We start from the raw sequence: 17404 nt of genomic DNA, 5'->3' as shown, positions 1-17404 counted from the left end.
GTTCATCGATGCGTTACGCCGCGCGCGCTGCCCGCTGCATCGCGCGCGGCACCGCATTACCGCAGGTTGGTTCTCGCCAGCTCGACGATCTCGTCGCCGCGACCGCTGAGGATCGCGCGCAGCATGAACAGGCTGAAGCCCTTCGCATGCGCGAGTTCGATCTTCGGCGGCATCGCGAGCTCGTACTTCGACGTGACCACGTCGACGACCGCCGGCCCGTCATGCGCGAACGCCATGCGCAGCGCTTCCTCGACGTTCTCCGAATGTTCGACGCGCACGCTGAAGATGCCCGCGCCCTTCGCGATCGCCGCGAAGTCGGTCGGGCTCAGGTCGACGTTCGTGTCGAGATAGCCGGCCGCCTTCAGCTCCATCGACACGAAGCCGAGCAGGCTGTTGTTGTACACGACGATCTTGATCGGCAGCTTGAGCTGGCGTGCGGTCAGCAGATCGCCGAGCAGCATCGACAGCCCGCCGTCGCCCGACAACGACACCACCTGCCGCCCCGGATGCGCACCCTGCGCGCCGAGCGCCTGCGGCATCGCATTCGCCATCGAGCCGTGATTGAATGAGCCGTGTAGTTGCCGCTTGCCGTTCATCGTCAGGTAGCGCGCGGCCCACAGCGTCGGCGTGCCGACGTCGGCCGTGAAGATCGCGTCTTCCGCCGCGACTTCGTCGACGATCTTCGTCAGGTATTGCGGGTGAATCGCGCGGCCCGGCGGCTCGGCCACCGCGAGATCGTCGAGCCCCTTGCGCGCCGCCGCGTAGTGCTTCAGCGCGTTCTCGAGGAAACGCCGCTGCGTCTTGCGCGTCAAGCGCGGCAGCAGCGCCGCGATCGTTTCCTTCACGGTGCCGACGAGGCCGAGCGCGAGCGGCGCGCGATGGCCGAGTTGCGAGCCCTTCCAGTCGATCTGCGCAATCTTCGCGTTCGACGGATAGAACGGCCGGTACGGGAAATCCGTGCCGAGCATCAGCAGCGTGTCGCACGATTCCATCGCGTGATAGCCCGAGCTGAAGCCGATCAGCCCCGTCATCCCGACGTCGAACGGGTTATCCCATTCGACGAACTGCTTGCCGCGCAGCGCATGCACGACCGGCGCGCCGAGCGTGTCGGCCAGCGCGACCACCTCGTCGTGCGCGCCTTGCGTGCCGCTACCGCACAGCAGCGTGACCGCGTCGGACGCATTGAGCAGCGCCGCGAGCCGGTCGAGATCGGCATCGGCCGGCAGGATCGACGGCGGCGCCGCTTCGCTCCACGCCGGCGCCTCTTCCGGGCCGTCGCCGAGCGCGATGTCGCCCGGCAGCACGATCACGGCAACGCCGCGCTCGTCGATCGCGGTGCGCATCGCGCGGGCGAGCACGCGCGGGAACTGCGACGCGTTCGTCACGAGCTCCGCGAAGTGGCTGCATTCGCGGAACAGCTCCTGCGGATGGGTTTCCTGGAAGTAGCCGAGGCCGATCTCGGTCGACGGAATGTGCGCGGCGATCGCGAGCACCGGCTGGTGATTGCGGTGGCAGTCGTACAGCCCGTTGATCAGGTGCAGGTTGCCGGGGCCGCAGCTGCCCGCGCACACCGCGAGCCGCCCGGTCGACGCGGCATCAGCGCCGGCCGCGAACGCGGCGCTTTCCTCGTGCCGCGTATGCATCCAGCGGATCGAGCCGATCTGGCTCAGGCTGAACGACAGGCCGTTCAGGCTGTCGCCCGTCACGCCCCAGATGCGCTCGACGCCGGCTGCCGCCAGCGTCTTCGCCAGATATTCCGCCATCGTCTGTTTTGCCATGCTGTCCTCGCTCGTTGATGGGTCGTCACACGAATGAATCGGCTGCGGTGCCCGCCTTCGCCACCGAACGCGACGAGCATACGCGATCGCTTCGCACCGCGTCGTGAAGGTGCGACGCGCCGGCGCGCGGGTCGTTCGGTCCCTTTCGGCGGTGTCGGGCGACTGTCGCCGTTTCGTCGGCAAATGGACGAGCCGACGGGGATGCCAGGCGCCAGTCCAGCGCGCATTCGTGGAACACGCGTGCCTACAACGGCAGCGCATGCGTCGACAGAATCTCCTTGAGCACCATGAACGAGCGCACCTGCCGCACCCCCGGCAGATACAGCAGCTGTTCGGCGTGCAGCCGGTTGAAGCTGTCGTTGTCTCGTGTGCGCACCAGCATGAAGTAGTCGAATTCGCCGGTCACGACGTGACACTCGACGCACCCCGACACTTTCTGCGCGGCCTTCTCGAACGCGGCGAACGCTTCGGGCGTCGAGCGATCCAGCACGAAACCGATCACGACCAGCATCCCCGCACCGAGCGGCTTCGGGTCGAGCAGCGCGACGATGCCGCGGATCAGCCCCATTTCCTTCAACCGCTCGACGCGCCGCAGGCACGCCGGCGCGCTCAGCTTCACCTTCGCCGCGAGGCTCACGTTGGAGATCGACGCGTCCTGCTGCAGTTGGCGAAGGATCGCGCGGTCGATCCGGTCGAGCGCCGGAGCGATGTCAGCGGGCGATGCGCTGTCTCGATCTAATTTCATTGCGTCATCCTCCTTCTTCACGAATCGAAATTGCTTATCGCGTTCTCATATCGTCGATAACGTAGGCCGTCGCAATTGATTTCGCAAGCTCATTTCTCGCGCTTCTGCCTAACATTTTTCTGGTCGGAACACGGCCTCCCGGCCGCGCCCGCACGATTCCGTTTCCCGCCCTGTCCACCGCTTTCCGGAGCCCGCCGATGAACCTGCAACGTTTCCCCCGTTATCCGCTCACGTTCGGCCCGACACCGATCCAGCCGCTCAAGCGCCTGAGCGAACACCTCGGCGGCAAGGTCGAGCTGTATGCAAAGCGCGAGGACTGCAACAGCGGCCTCGCGTTCGGCGGCAACAAGACACGCAAGCTCGAATACCTCGTCCCGGATGTGCTCGCGCAGGGCGCGGATACGCTCGTGTCGATCGGCGGCGTGCAGTCGAACCAGACGCGCCAGGTCGCAGCCGTCGCCGCGCATCTCGGGATGAAATGCGTGCTCGTGCAGGAGCACTGGGTCAACTATGAAGATCCGGTGTACGACCGGGTCGGCAACATCCAGCTGTCGCGCATGATGGGCGCGGACGTGCGGCTCGTGTCCGACGGCTTCGACATCGGCATCCGCCGCAGCTGGGAAGAAGCGATGGAGCGCGTGCGACAGGCGGGCGGCAAGCCTTACCCGATTCCGGCCGGCTGCTCGGAGCACCCGCTCGGCGGGCTCGGCTTCGTCGGCTTCGCGGAAGAAGTGCGGGCGCAGGAGGCGCAACTCGGCTTCAAGTTCGACTACATCGTCGTGTGCTCGGTGACGGGCAGCACGCAGGCGGGGATGGTTGTCGGCTTCGCGGCCGACGGGCGCGCCGACCGCGTGATCGGGATCGACGCGTCGGCCACGCCCGAGCGCACGCACGAGCAGATCACGCGTATCGCGCGGCACACCGCCGAACTCGTCGATCTGGGCCGGCCGATCACTGAAGCGGACGTGGTGCTCGACACGCGCTACGCCGGCCCCGAATACGGGCTGCCGAACGATGGCACGCTCGAGGCGATTCGACTGTGTGCGCGGCTAGAGGGCATGTTGACTGATCCGGTATACGAAGGGAAGTCGATGCACGGGATGATCGACAAGGTACGGCGTGGGGAATTCGAGCCGGGGTCGAAGGTGCTGTATGCGCATCTCGGCGGCGTGCCGGCGTTGAGCGCGTATAGCGAGATTTTCCGGAACGGGTGACGGGCACCGGAGGAGCGATGCCGGATCGGCAGGGGCAAATCATGCCTCTGCCGACCTCGGGAAACCCGACGCATCGTCAGTCGTTCAACCCAGCCACGGTACGAATGAAACCGGTAAATACGCGACGGTACCGCTCCGCACGCCGATAACACGCTTCGCCGACGCCATCGCTCGACGCCCCCATCAGCGCATGAACCGCAGCCACGCAATCATCCGGGGCCGGCATTGGATCGCGCGGCCCCGGCAATCGACGGTCGTCCAGAAAATCCGCGCATTTGCGCTGATAGCAGAACAGCAATACCGGTACGCCGTAAACGTGCCCCGAAATCGCCCCATGCAACTTTGATGTCACGATGCACGACGCCGATGCAAGGACGTCGATGATCGACTCGATCGAATCGGCAAAGCGGACGTCATCGAATTGCATCGTCTGCGGCGTGTAGCGCTGGCGTATCGCGTCGGCCACCCGCGCACTGTCATCATCCAGCGCGACGAAGCGCACACGGTCGAAACGACCGCTCCGATCAGCGTCGCGCAAGATAGCCACCGCATGCTCGACATACCCTATCAGATGCACGGCAACGATCAGCGTGCGCGACTCGCCGACGCACGAAGGCCGGTAGAGCGCCGGCAACGCGAACGCAAGGTCGCCAAGCAGCACCGCAGGATGCCTGACCACGGAATCGCGTAGTTCCTTCAGCGATGCCGCGTCGCGCACTGCAAGCGCGTCGAGCCGCGCCGCGAGGTCGAGAAACTGCCGGCGCCGCCCGCTGTCTTCGAACGGCCCCAGCGAGACACCAAGCGCAGCGACCGGCTTGCGCAACAGCGCTCCTCCGAAGACGATCAGGCGCGCGAATGCCAGCGACGCATGCGCGCCGAACAACGAGCCGCCGCCGAATGCCGCGACATCTGCCCGCACCATGGCCGCACAATACGTCGCGAAGCGCGCAATCGTTCCGATCAGGCCACCGTGCCCGAAGTAGCGCGAAAACGAACTCCATCGCCATGCCGCGCTTAGTTCGGGCTGAACCGGTGCGCCGACGAGCATCGGTTGTACGCCGCCCGCGCGCTCGGCCATCCGTTGCAACACATAGCCGAACAGGTCGTCACCGAAATTGCGGCGTCCGTAAAAACCGAAGAATGCGATCCGCACCGCACGCCGCCGTGTCGCAGGAACTCGCGTGTCCATTTGCGTGAATTGCGACGTTTCGCTCATGGCGTTTCCTCGCGCCATCCCCGACGCAACGGCGCACGCGACGCGCGGCGCCCACCCGCGGCGTCGTAGAGTGCGTCGAATCCCCGCACGAACCGTGCCGCGCCAAAGCGCAAGAACGTGCGTGCGCGAGCCGCTTCGCCCATACGCCGCCGCAATGCGGCGTCCTGCAACAGCAGTTCCGTGTAATGCAGCAATTCGTCATCGTTGTCGACAAGGAACCCGGTCACGCCATGTTCGACGATGTCCCGATTGCCGACGATGCGGCTCGCCACGGCTGGCAACCCCATCGCTTGCGCCTCGATCAACGCGATCGGCATGCCCTCCCACAGCGACGGCAGGACATACACATCGCTGCGCGCCAGCGCATCGCGCATCGCATCCGGCGCAATCCAGCCAGACTGCTCGACAGGAGCATCGGCAAGCCACCGGCGAACCTGATCGGCAGCGCCGTCTCCAAGCCACGTGCATCGCACGTCATGCCGGCCGGCGAGCGATTTAGCAAGCTGTGCGAATCTCCAGGGCGCCTTCTGAAAAGCGACGCGGCCGGACGTGCAGACTACGGCGGTGCGGCGCTCGGGAACGTCGCCTGCTTCGCCGAAGCGGCTCAGGTCAATCGCATTGTCGACGACGTGAACGCGCTTGCGCGACAACAGCATCGCTGCGTAACGCGCCTCGCTGCGCGAGCACGCAACCAGTGGACCGCCGATGGCGTGCAGGATCCGCTCGATCCCGATCAGCAGCCGCACCCGCCGGCTCGAAATGTCTCGCCGCAGAAACGCGAACCCATGCGGCGAGTACAGGGTTCGATTTGCACTACCAAGCAGACGTGCAGCCATTCGGCCAAGCGCTCCGGCCTTCGACGAATGAAGGTGGATCACGTCGGCACGCAAGCGCCTCAGGCAAATTGCGACCCGAAGCAGCGCGAGCACGTCGCGGGGGCCGATCGAGGTCGACATCGGCAGCACGCGACGCTCGACCCGGGAATCGAACCACGTATCGAGCACATCGGACGACGGCGTATCCGGTCGGACCGAATGCACGACGATCACCTGATCGCCGGACGCGGCCTGTGCGTTTGCGAGAAGCGCAATGCAATGGAGCACGCCACCGCCGAGCGCCTCCGTCATGTGCACGATTCTTCTGGGAGAGGATTTCATTGGTCAGCTCTTCTGTTTATGGGTAGATCGCTTCGAGTGCCGGCATCACGCGATACGGCAAAAACGGAGATGCGCCGCGTCCGGCTTCGTCGAGCATGTTGTTGGATCGGCCCGCCAGCGCGACGAGCCCGATGAGGAGAAGGCACGTGGCAAGTGCCTGCGACATGCGGCCGTTCGCGGGCCGGTACTGACGCAACATCACCACGGCCATCAGGAATGTGAGCAGCAACTGGAAGCGGATACCCGCATAGCTGAGCCGCGTGAGTCCGTAGAACGCCACTTCCAGCCCGACCAGCAGCCAGAAACCCGTTCTGGGCACGGTGAACTCGGCGCGAAAGCGCCATAGCGTGGCAAGCATTGCCGTCTGCAACAGCACGAACAGCAGGCCCGATGACGCATTCGGTGCAGTCATCCCCGCATACAGATCGGTCTTGTCGCCGAGATAGGCCGGCATCGCGAGTGCAGCCACGAATGCACACAGAACGCCGAACATCAGCACCGGGCCCTGCCCGCGGCGCGTTACCGCGGGAAACAGGACGAAGAGCAGGATCGACGAGTAATGCGTGCCTGTGCCCAGCAGGGTGAAGGCGACATAGCGCCAAGGCCGAGCGTGTGCCGGTATGCGCGTCGCGAGCAGGAAAAGCGCGGCCGCGAGCCCGAACCGCATCACGTTCATTGACAGTTCGTAGAACATGCCCGGCACGATCAGCAGACCACCAAACCACGCGCCGTATCGTGCGCCTCCGAGCGCCCAAAGCATGGTCAACGCAATCAGCAGCGAGACGCCGTTGACGACAAACCGAGGATCGGGCCAGATGGACCAGAGCAACCCGGTCAGTGCCAGGAAGATCGGCTCTGATCCGTAGCCGACGCCCGCTTCCAGTCCGGAAAAGGCGGTGTAGTAAGCTGCGGTGTCGGTACCGGCGTGCCCGCGCAGCGCGACGAGCGCGACCATCGGCAATGCGGCGGCCAGCAGCACCGTCCGGCTCGTACCGCCATAGGTCGCGCACAGTGCAATGCCGAAATAGAAGATCGCAAGCGGAACGAGATAGTGGATCATCGAACGCTCCGCTTCGACAACATGCGCCAAGTCATACGAACCTGCCCGACAACGCGCATCGCCTCAGGTACTTCGCGAAGCTCAGCACCGCATAGACACACCACTCACCGACACCGATCGCGCCGACTCGGCGGAAGTGTCGATAGTTGTGCTGCTCGCCCTGCTGGATCTTCCACAGCTGGCCGCTCAGGCCGCCTGCGCCAAATTGCGCCTTATAGACATGCGACAGCGGCATATCGAACAGATAGGCGCCACCGCGCTCGACCAGCACGAGCTGCAGCAGCATGAAATAGTCTTCGGCGTGACGCTTGCGCTCGTCGAAACGGGCCGCGATATCGGCGCGCACCATCACGCTCGATGGCGTGAAGCGGTTCGAGAACAGGACGTCTCGGCGCGATACCCGCACGGGCGCGCGATACGCCGCACGATCGGCAGGCAGCGCTGCGCCCTCATCGAGCTGCTGCACCGGATGGCCCGTGATCGCCGCTTCCGGACAAGCATCCATCCAGCCGCACTGGCGCGCGGTCTTGTCGGGATGCCACGTATCGTCGGCATCGAGGAACGCGACAAAACGCTGCGTCGCGAAACGCCAGCCGATATTGCGTGCAACACCCGGACCGCCGTTGCGCGGCAGCGCGATCACGCGAACCCATTCGTCGCCGTATTTCGAACGCAGGCTGTCGATACAGGCAAGCGTGTCGTCGGGGCTCGCATCGTCAACCAGGATCAGCTCGGCGGGCCGCCACGTCTGCGCGTGGACCGACGCCACGGCCCGCTCGAGCGTCGCGACGCTGCGATGGCACGGCACGATCACGCTGACCGGCGCGACCGGCGGCCGTGCAGATTCGGGCGACGCGCCGCACGTCCCGACCGGCGTCCCAACGGATCCGGTCGGGACGTACGGCGACTGCGCAAAAGCCAGGCAACGCCGTCCCGCCGCTAGCGCCAGCACACACCAGAGCGCCTCGCCCGCGATCGCCGCAGCCACGGCACCGGCCAATCCCCAGACCGGCATCAGGCACGCACCGAGCCCGATGTTGACGACGAGCGCGGCGAACGCACACCGATTCCGAATCGCGATGAAATCGCGCGTGGTCATCACCGACGATGCACTGGTCGTCACGAACCGAAGCGGTGCGCAAAGCGCCATCCATTGCACGAGCGGGACGACGTCGCGATAGCGCTCACCGAATGCGAGCGGAACGACGACGGGCGCCAGCACGGCGAGCACCGCGCCCACTGCCACGCCGGCCAGCGCCATCCAGCGATTGCCAGCACGAAACGCATGCCGCAGGCGCGCCGGGTCCATCGCCGCCCAACGGTGCAGGCGTGGCATCAGCAGTTTCTGGAACAGCACGGCGGGCAGCAGGTAGACCGCGGCCATCGTCGTGACAACGACGTTGTACGCGCTCACGTCGCGTGGCCCGAGCACGACAGCCGCGACAATCAGGCCGCCCTGCGCATAGGCGAAATACAACAGGCTCGCGATGCCGAACGGAAATGCCTGCCGCGCAATCTGTGCGACACCGGGTGCCGGTTCGACCGGCGCGCTCGTCTCCGTCCCGCCACCGTGTCCGTCGAGCACGGCCCGCTCGTTGCGCAGCACGCGAATCGATCGCCACGCGCCGAACGCCATGCAGAGGGCAATCGCGCCGAAAGCGATAGCGACGGGCATCGCGCCCGCATGCAGCCAGCCGGCCAGCAGCGCGACGCCGAGCCTTACCGCATGCTGGACGAGCTGCCATGCGCTCACCCATGCAAACCGGCCTTCGAGCTGATATCGCGCGCCGCACAGCTCGATTGCACTCTGGCCGAGCAAGGCCGGCAGCATCCACAGCAACAGGTTTGCCGTGCCGCTTTCGTGAACGCCAATGCACGCCCACGCAGCGACCGCTGCCGTGGTCATGGCCGCAGTGATGCAGATGAAACGCAGCGATGCAGGTACCCAGCGGGCGGCGCGCGCACCTTCCATCCCGTATGCGCGCAGCCAGAATGCCGGCACGCCGAACCCGATCGCCGGCGCGGCAATCGTCACGACGGCCAGGGCCGTCGAGAAGTGACCGTACGTTTCGACATCCCATGTGCGCGCGAGCACGGCCTGCACCGCGAATGCCAGCATCGCCGCACCGCCCGCGCTCAGCACGAGCAGCGCGAGCGCCGTCGCATCCCGTCGCGCTGCGCCGCTCATGACCGAACCTCCTGCACGGTCTCTGCATCGCGGCCCTTCGAGGCACCATACCGATAGGTCGCGTATTTCATGCCGTAGCGGAACCGGCCGGCATGCGGATCAATGCCGTTATGGATCACGCCGTTCACCTCGACACCGACGTGGCGCAAGCGACGTGCTGCCTCCTGCAATTCGCCACGCTCGGTACGCCCGGCGCGGGCGACCACGTACACATTGCCGGCGGCAAACGGCGCCAGCAGCGTCGCGTCGGTCACCAGCAGCAGCGGCGGGCTGTCGATCACGACGACGTCATAGCGGCCCGCCAGTTCGGCCATGACGGCCGGCAGCGTCCCGGCATTGAGCAGGTCGGCTGCATTGCGCCGGCCTACGCCGGACGCCATGAAGTCGAGATTGGAATGATCCGTCGCACGAATCGCGTCATCGACCGGCGAATCGCCCGCGAGCACGTCGGCAAAACTGGCCTGCGCGGCGCCGAACATCGCGTCGAGCCGGCCGCGCCGCAAGTCGCCGTCGACGAGCAGCACGCGCTGGCCAACCGCCGCGGTCACCAGCGCGAGATTGGCCGACACGAACGACTTGCCGACGCCAGGCGTGGGCCCCGTGACCAGCACGACGTTGTTGCCCGACCTGCGCATCGCAAACTGCAAGGTGACCCGAAGGCTGCGCAATGCCTCGATCGCCGGATCGTCGGGATCGCGGCTTGCGAGTGGCCGCAAGTCGATGCCGCGAGCGGCGCGCCAGCCGCGTCTCCCACTCACGCGCGGCACGGCGGCCACTACCCGCAAGCCGGTTGCGTCCTCGAGTTCCGCCGGATCGGAAGGTGCCCGGCACAGCAGCCCGCGCACGTAGGCAGCCGCCATCGCGAGCAGCGCGCCCAACAGGCAGGCGCCCGCGATGCCGAGTACCCGCCGGAAGCGGATCGGTCGCTGCGGTTCCTCGGCCAGGTCCAGCACGCGGACGTTGCCGATCCGGCTCGCCCGCAGCAGCTTCAGCTGCTCGATGTTGTCGAGCAGGCCGACGTAGAGCTGGCTATTCACCTTCACGTCGCGCTCGAGCCGCACGAGCTCGCCTTGCCGCTTCGGCAGTTGCGCGATCCGGGTGCCGATTTCATTTGCTTGCGCGCCGAGCACGGCGATCTGCTGGTCGAGCGACACGACGGATTCATGTTCCGCCGTGAAGCGGCTCAACAGTTCGGCACGCTTCTGGCGCAACTGCACGCGCTGCGTCTCGTTGTCGGCCGCTGCCTGCAGGATCGCCTGCGCATCGCCCGCGACGTCGACCGATCCCAGCTTGCTGCGCAAAGCCGCGAGCCGCGCCTCGGAATCGTCGAGCGTGCGCCGCAGTTCCGGAAGCTGGCGTTCGAGAAAATCGAGCGATCGCGCAGCCTCGGCGGCCTTGCGCGCGGCATTCTGCTCGACGTAGAACCCGGCGATTTCGTTGAGCGTCGCCGTGATCCGGCGTGCGTCCGCGCCCCTCAGCCTGACACTCAGCACGTTCGAATCCTTGCCCGCCTCAGCCACGCTCAACGCGTCCTGCAAGCGCACGATCGCGTCGAGCCGCGCATGCCGGACAAGCTCGAAGCGCGTGCCGGGGGCTCCTTCAATCGCATCGATCTTCAATGCGATCGGCCCGCTCGCGCCGCCGAATCGCATGTGCTGCCCGACCTCGCCGGTCACTTGCCCTTCGAGCCCCGGCCCCGACAGCGCATAACGTCCTCCCGGCAGCACGACGAGGTCGTACCGGTTGCCTTCGAACCGGGACGGCACGTCGAACAGGTCGATCGCAACATGCGCGTCACCCCACGCATAGCCGCCCCATCCGGCCCCGCCCGACGACGCTCCATCCGCCATCATTCTCGCCAGCGCATCGCCGACCACCGGGAAACGCATCGGTCGCGCATCGATGAACAGACGCTGCCGGTCGACGGCACGCGCGACGACGAAGCGGGATCCGAGCACGCGCTTTTCCGTCTCGGCGGAGGTCTTGATGCCGAACATCGACGACAGGTCGCCGAACGCCGAACGCGCCATCGAATCCGTGCTGCTATCCTCGACCTGAACGAGAATGTCGGCCTGATAAACCGGTGCCGACAGCACGGCCCAGCCGACACCCGCGATCGTGACCGACGCGAAGACTGCCGCCATCGTCCGGCGATGCATCAGGAACGTATCGAGCAACGCGGCGAAATCGAACCCGACTTCCGGTGCAGTGGCCCTCGTCATTGCCATCCTCCCGCACGGCGTCGGCCCGCATAGCCGAGATGGGCGATCCAGTCGGCCAGGCCGGACGCGAGCAACGCGTAGCACGCGTCGAAGCGCTCGCGCGATTCGCCGACGGGGTCGAACACGTCGACACGATCGAACTCACGGACGAGAAACACCTTGCCGCGCGCGAACGGATGACGCGCTTCTAGCTCGCGGCGTTGTGCCACGGTCATCACGAGAATCAGGTCGGCGACCCGGCACATCGCGTCCGACAGGCGCACCGCGCGATGGCCGGACAGATCGATGCCATGCGATCGCAGCACCGCGACTGCTTCCGGCGCGGCCGGATGGCCGACCGGCGCATCGAGGCCGGCCGACGTCACCGCCACCTCGGGCAGCAAGCGGGCGAACAGGCCGGCGGCCATCGGGCTGCGGCACAGATTGCCGGTGCAGACAAATAGAACGTGAGCGATCATGAATTAGGAATGCGTAGTAGATGTCATGAAATTTGCACGGCATCACCGTGCGTCACTTCGTGACCAGTCCGGCCGTCAGGCCGGCATTGATGGCGGGCAGCAACAGGTTCAGCACGCGGCTCGCACGCACCAGGTTGTTCGCGTCGACGTAGACGACATCCTTCGGCTGCAGGTCGAACTCCTTCGCGACGAGCATCGAGACCGGTGACGTGCCATCGAGATGGAACACCTGCGGCTGCTCGTCGAGCGAGCCGCGGACCACATACATCTGCGCGGCATCTGCGGAGCCGGGATTCAGGCCCCCGGCCTGCACCAGCGCGTCGGCGAGCGTGATGCGCCCGTTTCGATCCGGCGTTGCGGCGACCGGCTTGCCGACCTCGCCAATCACGTAGACGAAGCTGTCGTTGCGCGACGCAACGCGCAGCAGGTCTCCCGGCTTCAACGCAACACGCGCGGCACCGGCATGCCCGGCCGCCGGTTGCGTCAGGTCGAGCGTGTACGACGTGCCCGCGCGGATCAACTCAATCCTGCTGCGATCGGCCGAATCGCTCAAACCGCCGGCGCGACCGATCGCGTCGTAAAGCGTCGTCGGCACGTCGTTCAGCGACAGCACGCCCGGATTGCGCACCTCACCCTCGACGAACACCTGGCGCGACCGGAACGACGCTACGCCGAGCGTGATTTGCGGATCGCGAAAGTAGCGGGACAACGCAGCCGCGACGCGTTCTCGAGCCTGCTCCGGCCGCAATCCAGCGACCTCGATCCGTCCTGCATATGGGAACGACAGTGCGCCGTCCTGATCGACGACGAAGCCAGCGACCGGATCGGCATCGCGCAGGGCGCCAGGTTGCTGCGGCCCCTGCGCGGCAGCCAGTTCGGGATGGTTCCAGACGACGATCCGCAGCACGTCACCGGGACCGATCGTGTAGGGCGCAGCCGTTCCGGCGAGCGAGCGCGACACGTCGACCGACGCCTGCGCAGCGTGACCACGCATCTGCCGGACGCGACCGAGATCGAGTTCGACGATCGGTGCATGCCGATCCGTTTGCGCGCCATTGCTGTCCGTGTCGACATAGGGCACCTGCGGATTCTGCGCATCGGCCGGTGCCGTCATTCGCATGCCAGGCGCGTAGGCGCAACCTGCCAGCACGGCACCCGTCAGCCATGCGACCGCGCAACGAGCTATCGGCCGGACACGGGCGACCAGCACGACGCGCGTGCATGCAGAAAGAGTTCGATCAGTACGCATTGCCGTGTGCCTTTACGTTAAGCAGCGTGGCCAGCACGATGCGCACATCGAACGCGATCGACCAGTTCCGCAGGTAATACAAGTCATGCTCGATCCGTCGCTGCATTTTTTCGATGCGATCGGTCTCGCCTCGCAGGCCGTTGACTTGTGCCCAACCGGTGATACCGGGCTTGACCCGATAGCGCTGGATATAGCCATCGACGAGGTCCTGATAAAAGACGTCGTGCTCCACCGCATGCGGTCGCGGGCCGACCACCGACATATCGCCCCTCAGCACGTTGAAGAACTGCGGAAGTTCGTCCAGACTCGTTCGTCGCAGCCACGCGCCGACGCGTGTCACGCGCGGATCGCCTCGCGTCGCCTGCCGGATTTCTCCCGGAGCGCCCGCGTCGTGCACGCGCATCGTTCTGAACTTGTAGATCGTGAATGGCCGCCCGTAAGCGCCCATCCGCTGTTGCCGGAACAGCACCGGGCCGGGCGACGACAGCTTGACCGCGATCGCGACAACAGCCATCAGCGGCGCAACCGCGAGCAACGCGAAACAGGCGAAGGTGCGATCGAAGATCGCCTTGCCGGCCAGCGCCTGGGGCGACAGCGGTCGCACGACCAGATCGAGCGCAGGCGCAAAAGTGAGATTCGTCCGGTACGAACCGAACGGCGCCATCTCCGTCAGATCCGGTACGAAACGGATGTCCACGAGATCCTTGCTGAATGCGCGAACGATCGCGCCAACGCTATCGGCCGCCGAAAGGGGCAACACGATCCAGACTTCCTCGACGCGCTCGCGACGGACGCACTCGACGAAGCTCGTCAGATCACGGTGAACGCTCGCAATGCCGGCATCGACCACGGGCGCCAGTGCCCTGTCGAATATCGCGGCAACGCGCACTCGCGAATTTGGATCCTGTTCGGCGCGCAGTGCGTATTCGAATCCATGCTCGCCCTGCCCGACGACGGCAACAGGTCGACGCATTGCACGCGACGACGCTGCGCGTCGGCAGAGCCAGCGCTGTATGCTGAATGACGTTGCATACCCGATCGCAGCAAGGACGAACCAGCCCACCACCCAGCCAGGCATGGGCATGGACATGCGCTGCCCGCCGATCCACGCCGCGAAGGCTGCACCACCGGCCAGCACGACCAACAACCCCGTAGCCGCCAACCGCACGCGAAACCGCTTCACGCGGTGCGTGGGTTCGCCACGCAAGAATTCCGACGAGAACAGGATCAGCATGAACGGCATCAACAGCGCGAACAGCATCGCATCGGACTTCGAGTACGACGAGCCATCGGTCCATTGCTTAGCCGCCGCGGCGGCGGCCGCGAGCAGACACACCTCTATCAGCCGACACCAGATGGCTCTTCCGCTGACGAATCGGGTACTCCGAGCATGATCGAACGAACGCATAAGACCTGGTCGATTCTCCATAGAAGCGGATCGACGGCACCGGCACGGACAATTCCACGCGTCACACCGTCGTGGCCTACGAACGGCCTTCATTCACAGGAAAACCACTCCCACTATTTAGGATGACGTATTTACATCGTTTCAAAGAGTCACCAATCAACATCAAACATCATCAGATAATCGATCTAGATAGCGAGACTCAGAGATTCGAAATGACCCACCATGGTGGCCCCGTCATTAAACTCGTTGCCCATCACCACGGTGAAGTACGAATACTGCCACCGTGGGCGCACTCGAAAAATCGGACAGATACTAAATTGTTTGATTCATGAACTTGTCTTGTCCCAATCCATGGAAAACCAATCTTGCCTACTCAACGGCAAGTTAATCGTCAAGCATCTGGAGATGTAAGCGACGCAGGAGACCCTCTTCTTCGGTCTACTTCGGGATCGCTGCATCGCATCGAAAATCCGGTTTGATCGCGAACGCTTGCAGCTTCCCGTTGCAATGGACTCCGCGCACAGCCCGGCACTCAGGAATTGGCCGAGTGGCATTTTCGAGAAACGCCATCTATCGAGAAACACGCACTATCAGTACACGTCAGTTAAAAATCTGACGGAACCGAATAATCGGCCTGCATCACTCGTACTTGTTCCATATTCATCCCGGGAACCATTTCGTAACATCGTCGGCGTTCCAAACGGCCGGGCGAGAGACCACGCATCGGCCGACAGGCCCATCCGTTCGAGGTCGAAAATTCGCTCTGTCCGTTCCCTGATCGCCGTGACCGGGCCTCCCCCGGCGCCGGCGCAAGCACCCACTTCTCCCCACACCACACCAGTGTCCCTGCGCCGTGTCCGGCCGTTGCGCCAATCCGGGCACACTGCCGGAAAGCTGGCCGGCCCATTCCGCGTCGCGTGCCTGACCGGCCTCGCGCTGTCGCTTCACGGTGTCGCGCATGCGCAAGTCCAGATCCCGAACGCAGGGCAGTCGCTACGCGACGTCGAGACGGTCCGCCCGGCACTGCCCGCCCCCGCCGCGCCCGACCTTGCGATTCCCGCACCGGGCAACGAATCCGCGCCCGCTACGACTGACGGCCCACGCATATCAGTCAGCGCGTTCGACATCGAAGGCAACCACGCGATCGACGCCGCACCGCTACACGCATTGCTTGCCGATCTCGTCGGCCGCGAGCTCGACTTCGCCGCGCTGAACGAAGCGGCCGGCCGGATCACCGCCTATTACCGCGAGCGTGGCTACGTGCTGGCCCGCGCCTACCTGCCGCATCAGGACATCGAGAACGGCGTCGTCCGCATCGCCGTCGTCGAAGGCCGCTACGGGCACATCGAACTGCACAACCGCTCGCGCATACTCGACAGCGTGCTGCGCCAGCCGCTCGGCGCCGTGCAGGCAGGCGACATCGTGCGCGGCGCGGATCTCGAACGCGCGCTGACCCTGCTCGACGAACTGCCCGGCGTCGCCGCGAAAGGCACGCTGCGTGCCGGCCAGGAACCCGGCACGACCGACCTGCTGATCGATGCCGAGCGCGGCCCGCTCGCCACCGGCTCAATCGAACTCGACAACTTCGGCGATCCGGTCACGGGCCGCTATCGCGCCACCGGGGCCGTGACGGTCAACTCGCCGCTGCGGCTCGGCGATCAACTCTCGCTGCGCGGCCTCACCAGCAATACGAACCAGCAGTACTACCGCGCGATGTACCAGGTACCGGTCGGTCCCGCGTCGACGCGGATCGGCGTCGCCTTCTCCGACATGGGCTACCGGCTCGGCAAGGAAATGCGCCCGCTCGGCTATCACGGCCGCGCGAGCGTGCGCAGCGCGTTCGTCACGCAGCCGCTGCTGCGCAGCCGGCGCGCGAGCGCCAGCGCGCAGGTGATCTACGAGAACAAGCACCTGCGCGACGACTACGGCGTGTTCGAGCGCGTCAGCGACAAGCGCGTGGACCTGTGGTCATTCGCCGTCACGGCCAACAGCAATGACGACCGGTTCGGCGGCGGCCGCAACGTGTTCTCGGCCACGCTCGGTATCGGCCGGATGAGCGGTAACGATCCGCTCGGCATGAACCGGTATTCACACACGCTCGGCAGCTTCGCGAAGCTCAACGTGAATGCGATGCGGCTGCAGGCGCTCGGCTCGCGGCTGCAGTTCTACACGCAATTCAGCGCCCAGCTCGCGTCGCGCAATCTCGACTCCTCGGAAAAATTCAGCCTCGGCGGCCCGTACGGCGTGCGCGCCTACGCACTCGGCGCGGGCAGCGGCGACCAGGGCTGGCAGGCGAGCGCCGAGCTGCGCTATCTCGTCGCGCCCGGCTGGCAGGTCAGCACGTTCGTCGACACGGGCCGGATGCAGATCAACAAACAGCCGTGGATACGCGACGAGCTCAACACGCTGCAGCTGTCCGGCACGAGGGTCGGCGCGAGCTGGTACGGCGCCAGCCGGCAGATCAGCGTCACCGCCGCGTGGCCGCTCGGCAATGCGAACCGCACGCAGTCGATCACGCGCGCGCCGAGCGTCTGGTTGCAGGCTGCTCAGTATTTCTGAGCGGCTGGCGATGTGGTCCGGCGGCGGCTTCGCGTCAGCCGGACCGCACCGGCGGGCAGCGTCACTGCCCGCATCCGAAGGGGCGGATCCCTCCGCCCATTTGCTTCGATTCGTCGCGCACACGGGCCGTGTCGTGCCGGCGAAGCGAAC

General features: G+C 65.6%; 12 protein-coding genes. 2 read left to right on the top strand and 10 right to left on the bottom strand.

Annotated elements, in window-relative coordinates:
• Window positions 1–56: 56 nt before the first annotated feature.
• Together poxB and CFB39_RS18975 are read right to left on the bottom strand one after the other, a co-directional pair.
• Entirely contained in the window at window positions 57–1778 is a 1722-nt protein-coding gene (gene poxB / locus CFB39_RS18980; protein WP_089473991.1) for a ubiquinone-dependent pyruvate dehydrogenase, read from the bottom strand.
• A 244-nt stretch (window positions 1779–2022) separates the two neighbouring features.
• On the bottom strand, window positions 2023–2523 hold the full coding sequence (locus tag CFB39_RS18975) for an Lrp/AsnC family transcriptional regulator (RefSeq protein WP_089473990.1): 501 nt from the start codon (window positions 2521–2523) through the stop codon (window positions 2023–2025).
• 197 nt (window positions 2524–2720) lie between these two features.
• On the opposite strand from CFB39_RS18975, the gene CFB39_RS18970 reads away from it, so the two are divergent.
• Entirely contained in the window at window positions 2721–3737 is a 1017-nt protein-coding gene (locus CFB39_RS18970; RefSeq protein ID WP_089473989.1) for a 1-aminocyclopropane-1-carboxylate deaminase, read from the top strand.
• Between the two features lie 76 nt (window positions 3738–3813).
• Here CFB39_RS18970 and CFB39_RS18965 read toward each other — a convergent pair whose 3' ends face one another.
• The 8 genes from CFB39_RS18965 to CFB39_RS18930 all read right to left on the bottom strand — a co-directional run bounded on the left by CFB39_RS18965 (window position 3814) and on the right by CFB39_RS18930 (window position 14695).
• A complete protein-coding gene (locus tag CFB39_RS18965) occupies window positions 3814–4953 on the bottom strand; it encodes a polysaccharide pyruvyl transferase family protein (protein ID WP_179257705.1) in 1140 nt (379 codons plus the stop codon).
• Window positions 4950–6080, bottom strand: a complete 1131-nt coding sequence (locus CFB39_RS18960) for a glycosyltransferase (protein ID WP_179257704.1) — start codon at window positions 6078–6080, stop codon at window positions 4950–4952. The genes CFB39_RS18965 and CFB39_RS18960 overlap by 4 nt, the downstream gene beginning before the upstream one ends.
• 46 nt (window positions 6081–6126) lie before the next feature.
• On the bottom strand, window positions 6127–7170 hold the full coding sequence (locus CFB39_RS18955) for an EpsG family protein (RefSeq protein WP_144030278.1): 1044 nt from the start codon (window positions 7168–7170) through the stop codon (window positions 6127–6129).
• A gap of 31 nt (window positions 7171–7201) precedes the next feature.
• Window positions 7202–9358 carry a glycosyltransferase gene (locus tag CFB39_RS18950; RefSeq protein WP_089473985.1) on the bottom strand — a complete coding sequence of 719 codons (2157 nt, stop codon included), beginning with the start codon at window positions 9356–9358 and terminating at the stop codon, window positions 7202–7204.
• A complete protein-coding gene (locus CFB39_RS18945) occupies window positions 9355–11580 on the bottom strand; it encodes a polysaccharide biosynthesis tyrosine autokinase (RefSeq protein WP_179257703.1) in 2226 nt (741 codons plus the stop codon). Before CFB39_RS18945 ends, CFB39_RS18950 begins: the two co-directional genes overlap by 4 nt.
• Window positions 11577–12038 (bottom strand): low molecular weight protein-tyrosine-phosphatase, encoded by a 462-nt coding sequence (locus CFB39_RS18940; protein ID WP_089473983.1) that lies wholly within the window; start codon window positions 12036–12038, stop codon window positions 11577–11579. The genes CFB39_RS18945 and CFB39_RS18940 overlap by 4 nt, the downstream gene beginning before the upstream one ends.
• A 52-nt stretch (window positions 12039–12090) precedes the next feature.
• Entirely contained in the window at window positions 12091–13158 is a 1068-nt protein-coding gene (locus CFB39_RS18935; protein WP_256991422.1) for a polysaccharide biosynthesis/export family protein, read from the bottom strand.
• Between the two features lie 118 nt (window positions 13159–13276).
• Complete coding sequence (locus CFB39_RS18930) at window positions 13277–14695, bottom strand: undecaprenyl-phosphate glucose phosphotransferase (protein ID WP_089473981.1); 1419 nt, start codon at window positions 14693–14695, stop codon at window positions 13277–13279.
• 864 nt (window positions 14696–15559) lie between these two features.
• On the opposite strand from CFB39_RS18930, the gene CFB39_RS18925 reads away from it, so the two are divergent.
• Window positions 15560–17254, top strand: a complete 1695-nt coding sequence (locus CFB39_RS18925; RefSeq protein ID WP_256991421.1) for a ShlB/FhaC/HecB family hemolysin secretion/activation protein — start codon at window positions 15560–15562, stop codon at window positions 17252–17254.
• Window positions 17255–17404 lie beyond the last annotated feature (150 nt).

It is taken from the genome of Burkholderia sp. AU6039, from assembly GCF_002223365.1.
Lineage (GTDB): Bacteria > Pseudomonadota > Gammaproteobacteria > Burkholderiales > Burkholderiaceae > Burkholderia.
Note: the sequence above shows the minus strand (reverse complement) of the source record. Positions and strands in the feature narration are given on the sequence as shown.

Excerpts from the sequence above, each read along its gene's own strand:
- poxB (WP_089473991.1), bottom strand. The coding sequence starts at position 1,778 with ATGGCAAAACAGACGATGGCGGAATATCTGGCGAAGACGCTGGCGGCA.
- CFB39_RS18975 (WP_089473990.1), bottom strand. The coding sequence starts at position 2,523 with ATGAAATTAGATCGAGACAGCGCATCGCCCGCTGACATCGCTCCGGCG.
- CFB39_RS18970 (WP_089473989.1), top strand. The coding sequence starts at position 2,721 with ATGAACCTGCAACGTTTCCCCCGTTATCCGCTCACGTTCGGCCCGACA.
- CFB39_RS18965 (WP_179257705.1), bottom strand. The coding sequence starts at position 4,953 with ATGAGCGAAACGTCGCAATTCACGCAAATGGACACGCGAGTTCCTGCG.
- CFB39_RS18960 (WP_179257704.1), bottom strand. The coding sequence starts at position 6,080 with ATGACGGAGGCGCTCGGCGGTGGCGTGCTCCATTGCATTGCGCTTCTC.
- CFB39_RS18955 (WP_144030278.1), bottom strand. The coding sequence starts at position 7,170 with ATGATCCACTATCTCGTTCCGCTTGCGATCTTCTATTTCGGCATTGCA.
- CFB39_RS18950 (WP_089473985.1), bottom strand. The coding sequence starts at position 9,358 with ATGAGCGGCGCAGCGCGACGGGATGCGACGGCGCTCGCGCTGCTCGTG.
- CFB39_RS18945 (WP_179257703.1), bottom strand. The coding sequence starts at position 11,580 with ATGACGAGGGCCACTGCACCGGAAGTCGGGTTCGATTTCGCCGCGTTG.
- CFB39_RS18940 (WP_089473983.1), bottom strand. The coding sequence starts at position 12,038 with ATGATCGCTCACGTTCTATTTGTCTGCACCGGCAATCTGTGCCGCAGC.
- CFB39_RS18935 (WP_256991422.1), bottom strand. The coding sequence starts at position 13,158 with ATGCGAATGACGGCACCGGCCGATGCGCAGAATCCGCAGGTGCCCTAT.
- CFB39_RS18930 (WP_089473981.1), bottom strand. The coding sequence starts at position 14,695 with ATGCGTTCGTTCGATCATGCTCGGAGTACCCGATTCGTCAGCGGAAGA.